Source organism: Pseudoxanthomonas composti (assembly GCF_004122095.1).
Lineage (GTDB): Bacteria > Pseudomonadota > Gammaproteobacteria > Xanthomonadales > Xanthomonadaceae > Pseudoxanthomonas_A > Pseudoxanthomonas_A composti.
Genome location: NZ_SAWZ01000003.1, coordinates 43,181 through 58,480 on the forward strand (window position 1 = coordinate 43,181; position 15,300 = coordinate 58,480).

Below are 15,300 nucleotides of genomic sequence, written 5' to 3' on the forward strand. Positions count from 1 at the left end.
AGAGGCGATGAGCAAGCCAGAGGTCCAGGGCCTGAACGCCCTGGTGACCGGTGCAGCCAGTGGCATCGGTGCGGCGGTGGCCAGGCGCATGGCCGAGGAAGGGGCGCGCGTGGCGGGCCTGGATCGCCAGCCGATGGCCGGGCTGGCGATTCAGGCCCTTGCCGACCTTCGCGATGGCGATGCGGTCGCCCAGGCGGTGGCCGCGCTTGCGCGGCAGGCCGGCGCCTTCGATGTGCTGGTGCACTGCGCCGGGTACTGCCCCAGCGGCGGCACCCTGGAGGGCGATGACGCGCAATGGCTGGAGACCTATTCGGTCAACGTCCTCGGTGCGCTGCGGGTGATGCGCTTGGTGGTGCCCGCCATGCGTCGCAGCGGCGGCAGCATCGTGCTGGTGTCCTCCATCAATGCGCGCTTTGCGACCCCGTCCCTGGCCGCCTACGCCGCCTCCAAGGCGGCGCTGGAGGCGATGAGCCGCACCGCGGCGCTGGAATTCGCTGGCGACGGCATCCGCGTCAACTGCATCGCCCCGGCCTCGGTGGACACGCCCATGCTGCAAGCCTCCTTCGCACGCACCGACGACCCGCAGCACGCGCGGGAGCGCAACATCGCGCGCCACCCCCTGGGCCGACTGGGCACGCCGCAGGACGCAGCGGAACTGGCCTTGTTCCTGGCCTCGCCGCGCAGTGCCTGGATCACCGGGGGCGTCTTCCCCCTGGACGGCGGTGCGGGAGTGACGCGCCGATGAGCGATGACGCAGCGCGCCCGATCATTGGCATCAACTGGGGCAGCAGCAATTTCCGCGCGTATCTGATCGATGCCGGCGGAGCGGCCGTGGATCTGGTCGAACGCCCGGCGGGCATCGCCGCGCTGGATCGTCCGCAGATGCAGGCGCTGGTGCAGGAGATCGCAGGACGCTGGCCAGAGGCCAGGCGCCTCTACGCCTGCGGCATGGTGGGCTCGAACATCGGCTGGAGCGATGCGGGTTATCTCGACTGTCCCGCCACGCCCGCGGCCCTGGCCCGCCAGCTGCACCATGTCACCGTGGGCGAGGTGCCGGTGGCCATCGTGCCGGGGCTGGCGTGCAGGCGCGCGGGCGATGACGCCCCGGACATCATGCGTGGGGAGGAAACCGAGCTGCTGGGGCTCATCGACGCCGGCCGCGTGCCGGGCGATGGGCTGGTGGCCTTGCCTGGGACGCACAGCAAGTGGATCGGCTTGCGCGAAGGCGCGGTGGTGGAGTTCCTGACCGCCATGTCCGGCGAGATCTTCGACCGGCTCACCGCCGCCGGGCTGCTGGCTTCGGTGGTCGACGGGCCAGCGCGGGAGGATGAGATCTTCGACCAGGCCGTGCGCATGGGCCATGGCAGCGGCATGGGACTGGGCAGCCTGCTGTTCGGCGCGCGTGCCCGCGTGATCCGCGGCGACCTGCGCCGCGACCAGGGCGCCTCGTGGGTGCGCGGTGTGCTGATGGGCGCCGAGCTGGCCGATGTGGCCCGGCTCTGGCCGGATGCTTGGGCGCGCGTGGTGCCGCTGGTCGGCGCCGGGCCGGTGTGTGCGCTCTACGCGCGCGCGCTGGCCGTGGTGGGCGGCAAGGGCGAAGCCACGGCGTCGCAGGATGCGGTTACACGCGGATTCCTGGCCCTGGACCGCGCCGCCGGAGCGCTGGCGTGACCGCAACGCGAGAGGAGGCGTTCGATCAGGCGCTGGAGGCCGCGCCGCTGATCGCCATCCTGCGTGGCCTCACGCCAACGGAGGCCATCGCGGTCGGCGAGGCGCTGTATGCAGCCGGAGTGCGCCTGGCGGAGGTGCCGCTCAATTCACCGGACCCGTACGAGAGCATCGCCCTGCTGTGTCAGCACTTCCAGGGACGCATGCTGATCGGCGCCGGCACGGTGCTGCGGACTGATGAGGTCGAGCGCCTGGCCAGCATCGGATGCGCGTTCGTGGTCTCTCCCAACACCGATGCCGGCGTGATCGGCGCCACGCTCGCCGCCGGGATGGTGCCGCTGCCGGGCTTTTCCACGCCGAGCGAAGCCTTTGCCGCCCTGGCGGCCGGTGCCCGCCACCTGAAGGCCTTTCCCGCCCATGGCGCGCAGCAGCGCCTGGCGGCCCTGTCGGCAGTCCTGCCGCCGCAGGCGCGCCTGATCGCCGTCGGCGGTGTGCAGCCGGCAGACCTGGCCGGTCTGGGCAAGGCGGGCGTGTGCGCGGTCGGCATCGGCTCGGACCTCTATCGACCCGGGCATGCGCCAGCGCAGGTCCAGGCGCGGGCCCAGGCCTGGCTCACCGCGATGGACAGCCTGCGCGCGCCCGCCGCGCAGCTGGTCTGCAACCCTCGCACGATGGTCGGCGAGTCGCCGATGGTGGTGGGCGAGCAGGTGCTGTGGGCCGATCCCACGCGCCCATGCCTGCTGTCATGGGATGGGCGGGAGTGCCATGAAGTGCGATTGCCCGAGCCGGTGTGGGCCCTGGGGATTTCCAGAGGCGAGCTGGTCGGCAACGGCGAGCCCTGGTTCGTGCGCCTGGGTCGCGCCGGCGAGGTCGAGCGTGGGCCGCCGATCGCCATGGCGCCGGGCTGTCGCCTCAACGACCTGGTGATCGACAGCCGTGGTGGCTTGTGGGGCGGCTCCATGCATCGTGGGCTGCTGGCGGGAAAGGGCGCGCTGTTCCATGCACCCGCCTTCGACCAGCCCGCCCGCGTCGTCGCCGAAGGGCTGGGCGTCGCCAATGGCATGGCGTTCTCGCAGGACGAAAAGACGCTGTTCGTGATCGATACGCTCGCGCGGACCTTGCTGGCCTATCCGGCCGACACGCTGGGCGGCCGCCTCGGCGAGCCGCGGGTGGTCACCGATTTCCTCGGTGTGCCGGGAAAGCCCGACGGCATGGCGCTCTCGCCCGAAGGGACGCTGTGGGTGGCCATGTGGGGCGGCGAGGCGGTGGTCGAGCTGGCGGACAACGGCGCGGTGCTGCGCAGCGTGCCGGTGCCGGCGCATCACGTGGGAAGCCTGTGCTTCGACCCGGGCGGCGGCATGTTCATCACCACCGCCCGGGCGCGCCTGACGCCCGAGGCGCTGGAGCGCTGGCCCGGATCCGGCGGCCTGTTTCGCGTGGCGCCGCGTCGATAGCGGCAGCGCAGCCGGCGCGCGCATACGGGCGCCTCGCATCAACGCGAGTTGCGCGCTCGGCAAAGGGCATCCGGTCATCGCGGACATCACAGGAGCGACCAACAAAAAACCCCCGACTGCGCGAGGGTCTTGGCACTTCCGGATGGACAAGCAGATGGCGCGCCTGGAGGGATTCGAACCCCCGACCAATGGCTTCGGAAGCCACTACTCTATCCGGCTGAGCTACAGGCGCACGGTGCGCAAGCTCGCCTGCGCAGGCCGGCTAGTATGGCCGAAGCCGCGGCTGGAGGCGAGCCCGCCTGGTGGGAAGATTCATCGGCGGACTTGCAGCGATGCCGGTTGCCGGCCCTTAGGCCGCGATCCGGCAGCCCCGAAACAGCCAGACCGCCCGCGGGCCCTCAGGCGATCCGCAGCGGCGCGAACCCCTTGACCAGCTCGTCCAGGGCCTTGATCTGCGTCAGGAAAGGCTCCAGCGCATCCAGCGGCAGCGCGCTGGGGCCGTCGCAGCGGGCGTGGTCCGGGTCCGGGTGCGCCTCCAGGAACAGGCCGCCTAGGCCCACGGCCATGCCGGCGCGGGCCAGTTCGACCACCTGGCGGCGGCGACCGCCGGAGGCTTCGCTGCCGGACTCGCGACGCTGCAGGCTATGAGTGACATCGAAGATCACCGGCAGCCCGTCGGTGGACTCGGCCATCTCGCGGAAGCCCAGCATGTCCACCACCAGGTTGTCGTAGCCGAACTGCGCGCCGCGCTCGCACAGGATGATGCGTTCGTTGCCGGCCTCGCGGATCTTGCTGACGATGTGCTTGATCTGCGTCGGGCTCATGAACTGCGGCTTCTTGATGTTCACCGCCGCGCCGGTGCGGGCGATGGCCGCGACCAGATCGGTCTGCCGGGCCAGGAAGGCCGGGATCTGCAGCACGTCCACCACCTCGGCCACCGGTGCGGCCTGCGCCGGCTCGTGCACGTCGGTGATCACCGGCACGTCGAGCTGCGCCTTGACCTGCTGGAAGATGCGCAGTCCCTCATCCAGCCCGACCCCGCGATAGGAGGCGATGGAGGAGCGGTTGGCCTTGTCGAAGGAGGCCTTGAACACGAAGGGAATGCCAAGCTTGTCGGTCACCCGCTTGTAGGCCTCGGCGGCGAACAGCGTGGAGTCCAGGTCCTCCAGCACGTTGAGCCCGCCGAACAGCACGAACGGCGCATCGTTGGCGACGGACACCCGATCGTTGATCACGACCGGGACGGAGGTGGCGGAAAGCGTCATGGCAGGACTCGCTGAAGGATTGCGCGCCCATTCTAGTGGACGCCCGCCGCGACGCAGTCACCGCTGCGTAACCCCGGCCACGCCATGCGCCGACACTGGGCATGCGATGGGCCACGTGTCGGGAGCACCCTCGCCACGGCGGCCTTGCCGAGCCTCCCGGGCTGTCCAGGCGCGCAGACTCCGGCGCATCCTGCGCCGGTCAGCCCGCGGCGTCCGGACTCGACACGCTCAGCCGCGCTGGGCCAATCCCAGGCGCGCGAGCAGGCTGCGTGCCGGCCGCGGCGCCAGGTCGACCAGCTCGTTCCATGCCTGCCTGTGCAGCAGGAACAGTGCGGCGAAATACACCACGGCACCGACGGTGATCACCACGGCGATGCGCACGACCGCGGGCAGGCCAGGACAGAGCAGGCCGACCAGGAAGGTGGCGATGACCATCAGGGCCGTGCACGTGGCCGCTTGCCACTGACTGGCAAAGAAGGGCATGAGCTCGATGCCCAGGTAGCGATGGAGCACCCACCAGATCGGCAGCACCGCCAGGCACAGGCGGATGACATTGCCCCATGCGGCGCCTGTCACGCCCCAGCGGCAGGAAATGGTCACCACCGCCACGCTCAACGCGAACTCGACGATGTTCAGCAGCATGACCGCGCGCACCCGCCCGATGGCGAGCAACACATTGCTCTTGAACCAGATCAGGGGCATGACCAGCACGCCCAGGGCCAGGATCTGCATCAGCGGCACACTCGGTCCCCACTGCGCGCCGAAGACCAGGGTGATCAGGTCGGGCGCGACGATCGCCGCGCCGATGAAGACCGGATAGATGACGATGGCCGTCACCCGCGCCGTGCGCAGGTAAGCGGCACGCAACGCCCCTGCGTCGTTCTGCAACCGGGAGAACGCAGGCAGGGTGACCTGCTGGATCGGGCGCAGCCCCAGCTCCATCAACAGGTCCAGGGCGCGCCAGGCGATCCGCAGGTAACCCAGCGGCGTGGCGCCCAGCATGCGGCCGATGACCACATCGATCACGCGCTGGTTGCCCACGCCCAACAGCGACGAACCGCAGATCGCCGAGCCCATCCGCAGCTGCCGCGATGCGGCAGACAGCGAGAAGGTCAGTTTCGGCACCCAACGCACCGCATACCAGAGGATTCCGGTCAGCAGCAGCGTGGCCACCAGGCGCTGCACGACCAGGCTCATTGCCCCCCACCCGGCGTAGGCGGCGGCCACGGCCGCGATGCCGCTGACGCAGGTCGCCAAAAGGGTGCGCATGGCCAGGGCCTTGAAGCCGAAATCACGCTTGAGTTCGGCTTCCTGCACGGTGCCCAGCGCGTTGAGCATGCACACCAGGGCCAGGCCGTGCATGACCGGGACCATGCCGGGGGTATCGAAGTAGCGCGCGGCGGCCCCGGCGCCGAACCAGATGGCCAAGGTTCCCGCCGAGCCCAGGCACAGACTGCTCCAGAAGGCCGTGGACTTTTCCGTTTCATCCAGCCGATCGCGCTGGATGAGCACCTCGGTCAGGCCGCCGCGGCCGACCAGGATGAGCAGGTCCAGGAACACATTGGCCAGGGCGACCACACCGAACTCGACCGGACCCAGCTGGCGCGCCAGGATGACGAAGACCACGAACGCAATGGCCTGTTGTCCCAGGGAGGCGACGAACGACCACGCCGTACCGCTGGTGGCCAGGCGTGCCAGCGATTCACGCCCCCCCTTGTCCGAAGCGCTCATGCCTGCGCCAATCCCAGGCGCCGGGACAGCCCGGCCAGCTTGACCTGCGCATACAGCGCCAACGCACCGGGGTGGGTCAAGGCGCGCACACCAGCGGCCAGCGGGCGACGCGCGCCCAACAGGCTACGGATCTCCACCAGCGCGCCGCCCCACATGAAGCGACGCACCCGCGCGGCCAACTGTCGCTTCTGCGACGCGCTCAGGCGGGCGGCATAACGTTGCATCAGGTCCTCGCAGGATGCGGCCACATTCGCCAGATTGGGCTGGCTTGCGGAGAAGGGCGACCTGCTCTTGGAGATCGGACCCTGGCGCAGCGTGTAGATGTAGTCCGCATCCGGCCGCAGCCAGAAGCTGGCCCCTTCGAGCAGGACCGATGCCAGCAGGTAGAAGTCTTCCGCATGCCGGTACTGGACCGGATAGCGCAGCCCGCGCGCCATCAGGAACTCTCGTTTCCACATGGGCTTGATCCAGCCCAGGGGCGCACCTTGCATGTAGACATCGCGCGCCAGCAGCAGATCGAAGCTCAGGCGATGCTCCTGGCGCCATGCGAAGGCCGCAGGCATCAGGCAATCGGCGCCGTGGTCGTAAGGCGTCAGGTTGTCGGCTACGACATCGGCGCCGTGGCGTGCGGCGGTCTCGAGCAGGCGTTCCAGCCGGCCGGGATTCATCGCATCGTCCGCATCGAGCACCGCGATCCACTGCCCGCCGGCAGCTTCCAGGCCACGGTTGCGGGCCGCCGAGGGGCCTTGGTTGACCTCCTGGCGCAGGATGCGCAAACGGCCATCGGCCTGGGCCAGGCTGCCGGCCACCGCCAGGGTCTGGTCGGTGGATGCGTCATCGATCACCAGGATTTCCCAGTCCTGGACGGACTGGTGCTGGACCGAGGCGACCGCACGCGGCAAGCAGTCGGCGGCGTTGTAACAGGGGATGATGACCGAGATCCGCGGCGCGCCATCGGCGGCAACATCGCGGTGGTCCTGCAACTTGCTCATGTCGTCTCTTCGGGTCTTGCGATTTCGGATGTTCGTGCATGGGCGTCGGCGTGGCGCCTGGCGCGCACGTCGAAGACGAACAGACCAAACAGGACGACCGCCAGTGAACCGTGGATGGCCAGTGTGGCGGCCGCAGCCGCCCAGGCGCCATCCTGGTGTAGCGCCCACGCCGCCACGGGCACACCCAGCACCAACGCGGAAACATAGCCAAACAGGACGAAACGGGGTCGCCGCCCGCCCTGGAAGTGCGCGCGCACGACGATGACGCAGGCCCAGCTGGCCGGCAAGGCGATCGCCACCAGCCGCAGCGCCTGGATGTACGGGTCGAACTGCGGTCCCAGCACCAGGCGCGACACCGGGCCGGCCGCAAGACAGGTCGCAACACCGAAAACCAGCGCGGCGCCGACGGACACTGCCAGCGCACGCCCGCTGAAGGCCGCGATGCGGGCCTGCTCACCGGCCCTGGACATGGCGGCCAGCTGGGGCAGCACGAAAGCCGAGCATCCGATCATGACCTGGTTGACCGGCAGCAACAGCGTCAGGATCGCCCGCAGACCCGCCGCATCGTCCAGGCGCTGCGCTTGCCCCAACATCAGGAAGACGATGTTGTTGGCGATCCACACCAGCAGGGCGATGGGCAGGCCGGCCTTGCCCAGCTCGGCCACCCCCCGCAGCGACAGGCTGGCATGCGCGCGACGTTCGCCATCGGCATGGAGTGCCACGGCCAGGCCGCACAGCGAGGAGACCACGATGGCCACCAGGCCTGCGGTCACAGCGTCGGTGCGCGTGATCGCAAGCAAGGCGGTCGCAACCACGACCACACCGCCGGAAAGGCTCGCGTTGAAGGCCGATCGGTGCTTGCCCAGCGCATGGAGTCGTCCTTTGGACGACCAGTAGGCCGAACAGGCGGTGCAGGCCAGGACGAACAACAGCGCATGGAACAGGCCAAGCCCCGGCATCGTCGCGAATGCATGGACGGCGAGCAGCGCGCTGAACGGCAGCACGATCTGGAGACTGGCGCGCTGTCCGTCCAGCGCGCGTGGACGCTGCTGCGCATCCAGCTCGCGCGAGAGCGCCAACGGCTCGCCGATCAAGGCGCTCTGGCCGGCGTTGACCAGCACAAGCAGCGCATAGAGCACGCTGAAGGATCCGAAGGCTTCCAGATCGCCCGCACGCGCCAGGGTCAGGTTCATCAGGAAATTGCCGCCCACCATGGCCAGCTGGTCGGCCACGGCGAAATGCCCATTCCCCAGCTTGGCCCCCAGCCGCCGGAGGCGCGCAGCCGCACTCAAGGCATCACCCCGCCGCGATGCAACGCGGCGCGGACGACCCGCGGCCTGGCCAGTGACGAACCGCGGGCAGCACGCCGTGAAGCCCGGTTGCGCGGGCTTGGGCTGCGACGGAGCGGCATGGTGGTCGCAGACTCAGGCTTCTGTCGTGGATGCTGGCGCGGCCGCGAGCAGTGGCAGAGGCTCGCTGGCCTCCTCGGCCTCTGGTGCCGGCATGGCCTCGCCATAGCTCAGCAGCGGCCGTCCTTCGCAGACGTCATCGAGGAAGCGGGCGAAGGTCTGCGCATTGGTCGGCAGATCGAACTGCCGCTCCACCGTCTCGCGACCGGCGATGACCAGCCGTCCCCAGAGCTGGGGTTCGGCCATGATCATGGCCAGGTTGTCGCGCAGGCCCTGCACATCGCCTTCGTCGCAGAGCAGGCCGTTGTGCAGGTGGGTGATGAGCTCGGGAATGCCGCTGTGGCGGGTACTGAGTGTCGGCATGCCGCTGGCCAGGGCCTCCATCAGGGCAATGGGCAGGCCTTCCATGTCGCCGTCGGCGGCGGTCTTGCTGGTGAGGACGAATACGTCGGAGGTCTCCAGCAGTTCCAGTGTTTTCGCATGGGGCAGGCCACCATGGAAGATCACCCGCTCCTGCAAGCCCAGCGATGCGGCCAGCGCCTTGAGCTCGGCCTCGTCGGGCCCCGTGCCGACCAGGTGGTACTCCCAATTGCCGCTCCAGGGCTGGTCCGCCGGAAGCTGCGCCAAGGCCCGCAAGGTGTCCGCCTGCCCCTTCTTCGCGGTCAGGCGGCCGACCGTGATCAACCGGATCGGCCCGTGCTCCGGGTACGGACGGGGACGAAAGGCAACGGCAGTGGTATCCACGCCCAGGGGGACCCAGCTGGGCGCCGCATCGCCGATCGATCGCAGCAGCGCCTGCCAGTGGCGGGTGATGGCCAGGCTGTGGTGTCCATCGTCGCGGAACAAGGGGCGGTAGAAGCCCCGGCCCTTGCTTTGGATCACGCGCGACATGTCATAGCCATGGAAGACGGTGACCTGTTGCGCATCGATCAAACCCCAGGCCCGAAGCAGCGCGCCGAGATAGCCGACCGGGCCGAAATGGCAGACCAGCACGTCCGCGCGCTGGGGGTGCTTGCTGAGCCAGCCCGCGTAGAACACCGCATCGCGCAAGGCGCCGCGCGCCTGCAAGGCGCACCGCAGGGTGATGGCCCAGCTTGCAGGACGCAACAGGAGGCGCAGCACGAGCCACGGCGCGATCAAGGCACTGCGTGCCTGCTGGCGGTCGCGGTAGAGCGTGGTCAGTGCGGCGTCGCGCCGCGAATCGGCACGCCAGCGCGCGTTGAGGGCCGCATTGCGTCCTTCGAACAGCGACAGCACCTGCACCGGAACGTCCGCCGCCAGGAGTTGCTCGACCTGGTCGGAGATGAAGGTCTCCGACAGGACGGGAAACGATTCGCAGAGATAAACCACGCGCTTATGCATGAGGGCCCCGGGCTTGGGAATTGAGGACGGAGAGGGTAGGAAGGCATCGCGATCGGGCCTGGCGGTCGCCCGCGGCGTCGGCGCTTCGCGGTCGCGTCGGGGAGGAGAGAGTGGCCCAGACGCGCATCGGCGCGGCATGGTGAGGGTGTATCGCAGGAGCGGGCGAGCGGTGGCCTCGTCCGCTGACCAGGCATGCGGCGTCAAGCCGAGCCAGATCCGCTGTCATGTTCTTCCGCATTGTGTCCCCTGCGTCACGCCCGTCGCTGGGCGCTCCTCCCTGTGTAACCGCAACGTGGCGCGCGCTTGGTCGGAGCTGCGTACGCCTGCGGTGATTGCCCCTTGTTCGCACCAGCTCCATGTTGGCGCCTGATGTTGCAGTGCAGCGAAAACCGTACTCACGATAGCAACAACCGCGACGCAAGTCACATTCAGCGCGATCGCGAAATCGGTCTCTGGTGGATGCAAGAACGGCGGATCGGCCTTCGGCCGGACAGTCGGGCTGCTACCCTTTGCGCCATGGCTTCCGAACACCTGAATACGCCGGCCGCGCCGCGCCCCGGGCGCTGGCTCTCCTACTGGAAGCTGATCCGGGGCGACCGGCCGATCGGGGCCTTGCTGCTGCTGTGGCCGACCTGGTGGGCGCTGTGGCTGGCCGCCGACGGCCTGCCGCCGTGGTGGATCCTGCTGGTGTTCACCGCCGGGGTCTGGCTGACCCGGTCGGCCGGCTGCGTCATCAACGACTACGCCGACCGCTGGCTGGACCCGCAGGTCGAACGCACCAAGACCCGCCCGCTGGCCACCGGCGCGGTGTCCGGACGCGAGGCGCTGGTGGTGTTCGCGGTGCTGATGCTGGTGGCCTTCGTGCTGGTGCTCACGCTCAATGCGCTGACCATCGGGCTGAGCTTCATCGCGCTGTTCCTGGCGGCCAGCTACCCCTACCTCAAGCGCTACACGCACCTGCCGCAGGTGTACCTGGGCCTGGCCTTCGGCTTCGGCATCCCGATGGCCTTCGCCGCCGTGCAGATGCGGGTGCCGATGGTGGCCTGGGTGTTGTACGTGGCCAACATCCTGTGGGCCACCGCCTACGACACCTGGTATGCCATGGTCGATCGCGAGGACGACCTGCGCGCCGGCTCGCATTCCACGGCCATCCTGTTCGGCCGGCACGATCTGGCGATCCAGGCGCTGCTGTACACCCTGGTGTTCCTCGCCCTGGCCGCGGTCGGCGGGCTGGCGGGGCTGGGCCCTGTCTACTGGCTGGCGCTGCTGGTGGCCATCGGCCTGGTGGCCTACGAGTTCCGGCTATGCCGGCATCGCGAACGCGGCGCCTGTTTCCGCGCCTTCCTGCACAACAACTGGGTCGGTGCGGTGGTCTTCGCCGGCATCGTGGGCGATCAGCTGCTGCGCTGAACCCGGGCATCGGCGCACGCCGCTGCCGGCCGGCGTATGGCGTGGCCATCGCACTGCATCGCGATGCCGCCATCGTGCCTGACACATGGGTCATCAAAGCCCGTAGACGAAGGTACAGCAGACGTTTTGACGCACTGCGGCGACCATGCAGCCTCCCCACGAGGCAAAGGCGACCGGCATGGCAGACCCGCACCCGTCATCCCTGCAGGAAGGCGTCATGGCGCGCGCCGCGCTGCGCTGTGCGGCCTGGGCCGAGAAATGGTTCCCCGATGCCTATGTCTTCGCCGTGCTGGGCGTGGTGATCGTGGCGCTGTGCGCGATGGCCTTCGGCGCCACCCCCAAGGCCACGGCCGAGGCCTTCGGCGGCGGTTTCTGGAGCCTGATCCCCTTCACCATGCAGATGGCCTTCGTGGTCATCGGCGGCTACGCGGTGGCGACCGCGCCGATCGTGGCGCGCTTCATCGACCGCCTGGCGCAGGTGCCACGCACCGGCCGTGGCGCGGTGGTCTATGTCGGCCTGGTGAGCATGCTGGCCTCGCTGCTGAGCTGGGGCTTTTCGCTGGTGTTCGGCGGGCTGCTGGTGCGCGCCCTGGCCAAGCGCAGCGAGCTGCGGATGGATTATCGCGCCGCCGGCGCGGCCGCCTACCTGGGCCTGGGCGCGGTGTGGGCCATGGGCCTGAGCTCCTCGGCCGCCCAATTGCAGGCCAATCCGGCCAGCATGCCGCCGGGCCTGGTGGAAATCACCGGCGTGCTGCCCTTCACCGAGACCATCTTCCTGTGGCAGTCGATCCTGCTCACCGCGGTGCTGATCGTGGTGTCGCTGCTGATCTGCTGGGTCACCTCGCCCTCGGGCAAGGCCGCGCGCACCGCCGAGGATTTCCCGGATGCGGCCCTGGCCGAGCCGGACAAGTCGCTGCCGCCGCGCGCGCGTCCGGGCGAGTGGCTGGAATACAGTCCGCTGCTGACCGTGCTGCTGTCGCTGCTGGCCTTCGGCTGGCTGTTCAGCGAGTTCGCCGCCAAGCCCGTCGTCACCGCGATCGCCAACCTCAACACCTACAACTTCCTGTTCCTCTCGCTGGGCCTGCTGCTGCACTGGCGGCCGCGCAGCTTCCTCAACGCCGTGGCCAAGGCCGTGCCCAGCACCACCGGCGTACTGATCCAGTTCCCGCTGTACGGCGGCATCGCCATGATGCTGACCGGCGCCAAGGGCGCTGACGGCGACACCCTGGCCCACCATCTTTCGCAGCTGTTCGTGCACGTGGCCACGCAGGACACCTTCCCGGCGGTGATGGGGGTGTACTCGGCCATCCTGGGCTTCTTCGTGCCCTCCGGCGGTGGCAAGTGGCTGATCGAGGCGCCCTATGTCATGCAGGCGGCCAACGAGCTGCAGTCGCACCTGGGCTGGGCGGTGCAGGTCTACAACGCCGCCGAGGCGCTGCCCAATCTGATCAATCCGTTCTGGATGCTGCCGCTGCTGGGCGTGCTGGGGCTGAAGGCGCGCGACATCGTCGGCTTCACCTTCATCCAGCTGCTGGTGCACATCCCGCTGGTGATCGGCCTGCTGTGGCTGCTGGGCATGACTTTGCCGTACGAGCCGCCGGTCATACCTTGAAAGCAGGAGTGAGGGGGGAGGAGTGAGGAGTGAGTAAGAGCAACAGCAAAGCCTCGCTTGGCTCTTGCTTTCCCTCACTCCTCACTCCTCTTCGCTCACTCCTCGCCTCAAGCCACGCGCGCGCAGACCCAGGCGTCCACGCGGGGCACGCCGGCCTGGGTGAGGGCGCGGGCGGCCGCGTGCAGGGTGGCGCCGGTGGTCATGACGTCGTCGACCAGGGTCACGTGATCGGGGAGGGATTGGCCGGGCGGCACGGCGAAGGCCTGGCGCAGGTTGCGGTGGCGCGCCTCGGCTTCCAGCTCGGACTGCGCGGCGGTGTCGCGCACGCGGCGCAGCAGTCCCGGTTGGCGGGGCAGCGCCAAGTGCTGGGCCAGGTCCCTGGCCAGCTGGTCGGCCTGGTCGTAGCCACGTCGCGACAGCCGCCGCGGATGCAGGGGCACCGGCACCAGGGTGCCGGCGGCGCAACCGGAGAAATGCTCGGCCATCAGCTGCGCCATCAGGCGTCCGGCGGCCAGGTCCTGATGGAACTTGAAGCGCGGCACCAGCCGGTCCAGCGGGAAGCCGTAGACGAAGGCCGCCGCGGCATGATGCAGCGGCGGCGGCTGTTGCAGGCAGTGGCCGCAGGGACTGGCGGTGCCGGTCGGGGTGTCCAGGGGCAGGGCGCACTGCGGACAGGCCAGGTGGTTCCAGGGCAGCGCCTGGCGGCAGGCCAAACACAGGTCCAGGCCCGCATGCCCCGGCTCGCCGCACAGCAGGCAACGCGGGGACAGCACGGCCAGGCCGAGTCGTTGCAACCAGCGTTCGCGCTTCATCGCATTCCTTGGCTCGCTCGGACGGGCCTCCGGCCCGACCCTTGGACTGTAAGCGCTGGCTGGGTCCGGCGCCATGATCCGACCCGGCCAGGGGTGGACCTGTGCGAAGCGCCCGCTTGCGCGTATCGTTCAGCGCAGGTCGAGCCCGCAGGGCGAGGGCATGCCCTCATCCGCCTGGTGGCATCCAGGCACGTCAGCGGCTCGGAGTTCCCGGAACATGCGGTGGCCGCGCAGCGGGGCACGCAACGATCAATGGAGTGTCGCCCCGTGCAAGTCCAGTACGTCTCCCTCGACAGCGCCGGATCGAGCGCGCCATGAGCCGCCCCGACCTGTCCGAACGCGTCGGCGCCCTGCGCAAGCTGCGTAGCGCCCAGGACCGGCTGCGCGAGCGGCGCACCATCGCCCGTCGCGATGGCGCCCGCGTGGAGGTCGACGGCCGCTGGCTGACCGCCTTCTGCAGCAACGATTACCTGGGCCTGTCCCAGCAGTTCCGCGTGGTCAACGCGCTGGCCGATGCGGCCACCCGCGGCGGCGTGGGGGCAGGGGCCTCGCCACTGGTGTGCGGTCATCACGCCGTGCACGAAGCCCTGGAGCGCGAGGTCGCCGACTGGCTGGGCTATCCACGGGCCTTGCTGTTCGGCAGCGGCTACCTGGCCAACCTGGCCGTGCAGCAGGCGCTGCTGCTGGAGGAAGGCGATGTCTGCGTGCAGGACCGGCTGAATCACGCCAGCCTGCTCGATGCCACCCGCCTGGCTGGCTGCCGCCTGCGCCGCTATCCGCACGCCGACCCGGAGGGCGCGATCCGCCAGCTGCGCAGTGCCGCCGAGGGCGCGGCGATGCTGGTCACCGATGGCGTCTTCAGCATGGAGGGCGATGTCGCCCCGCTGCGCGCGCTCAGCCTGGCCGCGCGCGTGCAGAAGGCCTTGTTCTATGTCGATGACGCCCATGGCGTCGGCGTGCGCGGACCCGATGGCCGTGGCAGCGTGGCCGAGGCGCGGCTGGGCCTGGAGGAAGTGCCGCTGCAGCTGGTGACGCTGGACAAGGCCATGGGCGGCTATGGCGCAGTGGTGGTGGGCCAGGACGCCTTGATCCAGCACCTGGCCGAAACCGCCCACCCCTACGTCTACACCACCGCCCTGCCGCCGGCGGTGGCGGCCGCCAGCCTGGAAGGGGTGCGCCTGGCGCGCAAGGAGCATTGGCGCCGCGCCAACCTGGGCGATCTGGTGACCCGCTTCCGCAACCGCGCCCAGGCCGCGGGCCTGCAGCTGACGCTGTCCGATTCGCCGATCCAGGCCCTGGCCTGCGGCGAGGACGCACAGGCGCTGGCGTGGTCGGCCGCCTTGGAGCAGGCGGGCTACCTGGTCACCGCCATCCGTCCGCCCAGCGTGCCCGAGGGCAAGGCGCGCCTGCGCATCACCCTGTCGGCCATGCACGCGCCGGGCGAAGTCGATGCCCTGGTCGACGCGCTCGCCCGCACCCGTGACGCGCTGGCCGTGCGCACGGCCGCAGCCGAACCGGCCGGACTGGAAGGCTAGGACCCAGCCGGGAAGCGAGCAGCATCAGCGAAAGGCAGGGCGAAGTGTCC

The 15,300-nt window shown here is 69.7% G+C and carries 12 protein-coding genes and 1 tRNA gene; 6 read left to right on the forward strand and 7 right to left on the reverse strand.

Translation table 11 applies throughout. The features are described 5' to 3' along the window. The first annotated feature begins 7 nt into the window (after positions 1–7). Genes EPA99_RS06690 through EPA99_RS06700 form a run of 3 tightly spaced genes read left to right on the forward strand, consistent with a single transcriptional unit; the run spans position 8 to position 3,122 of the window. Complete coding sequence (locus tag EPA99_RS06690) at positions 8–745, forward strand: SDR family NAD(P)-dependent oxidoreductase (RefSeq protein ID WP_129470447.1); 738 nt, start codon at positions 8–10, stop codon at positions 743–745. Next, positions 742–1,671, forward strand: coding sequence for a 2-dehydro-3-deoxygalactonokinase (locus EPA99_RS06695; protein ID WP_129470448.1), 930 nt, complete (start codon positions 742–744; stop codon positions 1,669–1,671). The genes EPA99_RS06690 and EPA99_RS06695 overlap by 4 nt, the downstream gene beginning before the upstream one ends. After that, a complete protein-coding gene (locus tag EPA99_RS06700) occupies positions 1,668–3,122 on the forward strand; it encodes a 2-dehydro-3-deoxy-6-phosphogalactonate aldolase (protein WP_129470449.1) in 1,455 nt (484 codons plus the stop codon). Before EPA99_RS06695 ends, EPA99_RS06700 begins: the two co-directional genes overlap by 4 nt. A gap of 155 nt (positions 3,123–3,277) precedes the next feature. Here EPA99_RS06700 and EPA99_RS06705 read toward each other — a convergent pair. From EPA99_RS06705 to EPA99_RS06730, 6 genes are all read right to left on the reverse strand, one after another. Then, positions 3,278–3,354, reverse strand: a tRNA-Arg gene (locus EPA99_RS06705). Between the two features lie 166 nt (positions 3,355–3,520). Then, positions 3,521–4,387, reverse strand: a complete 867-nt coding sequence (gene kdsA, locus EPA99_RS06710; protein WP_129470450.1) for a 3-deoxy-8-phosphooctulonate synthase — start codon at positions 4,385–4,387, stop codon at positions 3,521–3,523. Positions 4,388–4,615: 228 nt separating this feature from the next. Next, a complete protein-coding gene (locus EPA99_RS06715; RefSeq protein ID WP_129470451.1) occupies positions 4,616–6,118 on the reverse strand; it encodes a lipopolysaccharide biosynthesis protein in 1,503 nt (500 codons plus the stop codon). Beyond that, entirely contained in the window at positions 6,115–7,110 is a 996-nt protein-coding gene (locus EPA99_RS06720) for a glycosyltransferase family 2 protein (protein ID WP_129470452.1), read from the reverse strand. Before EPA99_RS06720 ends, EPA99_RS06715 begins: the two co-directional genes overlap by 4 nt. Further along, a complete protein-coding gene (locus EPA99_RS06725) occupies positions 7,107–8,402 on the reverse strand; it encodes a lipopolysaccharide biosynthesis protein (RefSeq protein WP_129470453.1) in 1,296 nt (431 codons plus the stop codon). The genes EPA99_RS06720 and EPA99_RS06725 overlap by 4 nt, the downstream gene beginning before the upstream one ends. A gap of 132 nt (positions 8,403–8,534) precedes the next feature. After that, positions 8,535–10,085 carry a glycosyltransferase gene (locus tag EPA99_RS06730; RefSeq protein ID WP_129470454.1) on the reverse strand — a complete coding sequence of 517 codons (1,551 nt, stop codon included), beginning with the start codon at positions 10,083–10,085 and terminating at the stop codon, positions 8,535–8,537. A 312-nt stretch (positions 10,086–10,397) separates the two neighbouring features. Here EPA99_RS06730 and ubiA point away from each other — a divergent pair, with 312 nt between their 5' ends. Beyond that, positions 10,398–11,291 (forward strand): 4-hydroxybenzoate octaprenyltransferase, encoded by an 894-nt coding sequence (ubiA, locus tag EPA99_RS06735; protein WP_129470455.1) that lies wholly within the window; start codon positions 10,398–10,400, stop codon positions 11,289–11,291. Positions 11,292–11,508: 217 nt separating this feature from the next. Next, a complete protein-coding gene (locus EPA99_RS06740) occupies positions 11,509–12,903 on the forward strand; it encodes a short-chain fatty acid transporter (RefSeq protein ID WP_129470761.1) in 1,395 nt (464 codons plus the stop codon). 107 nt (positions 12,904–13,010) lie between these two features. Here EPA99_RS06740 and EPA99_RS06745 read toward each other — a convergent pair whose 3' ends face one another. Next, on the reverse strand, positions 13,011–13,715 hold the full coding sequence (locus EPA99_RS06745) for a ComF family protein (protein ID WP_129470456.1): 705 nt from the start codon (positions 13,713–13,715) through the stop codon (positions 13,011–13,013). Positions 13,716–14,029: 314 nt separating this feature from the next. Here EPA99_RS06745 and bioF point away from each other — a divergent pair, with 314 nt between their 5' ends. Then, a complete protein-coding gene (gene bioF, locus EPA99_RS06750) occupies positions 14,030–15,250 on the forward strand; it encodes an 8-amino-7-oxononanoate synthase (RefSeq protein WP_129470457.1) in 1,221 nt (406 codons plus the stop codon). Positions 15,251–15,300: the final 50 nt, after the last annotated feature.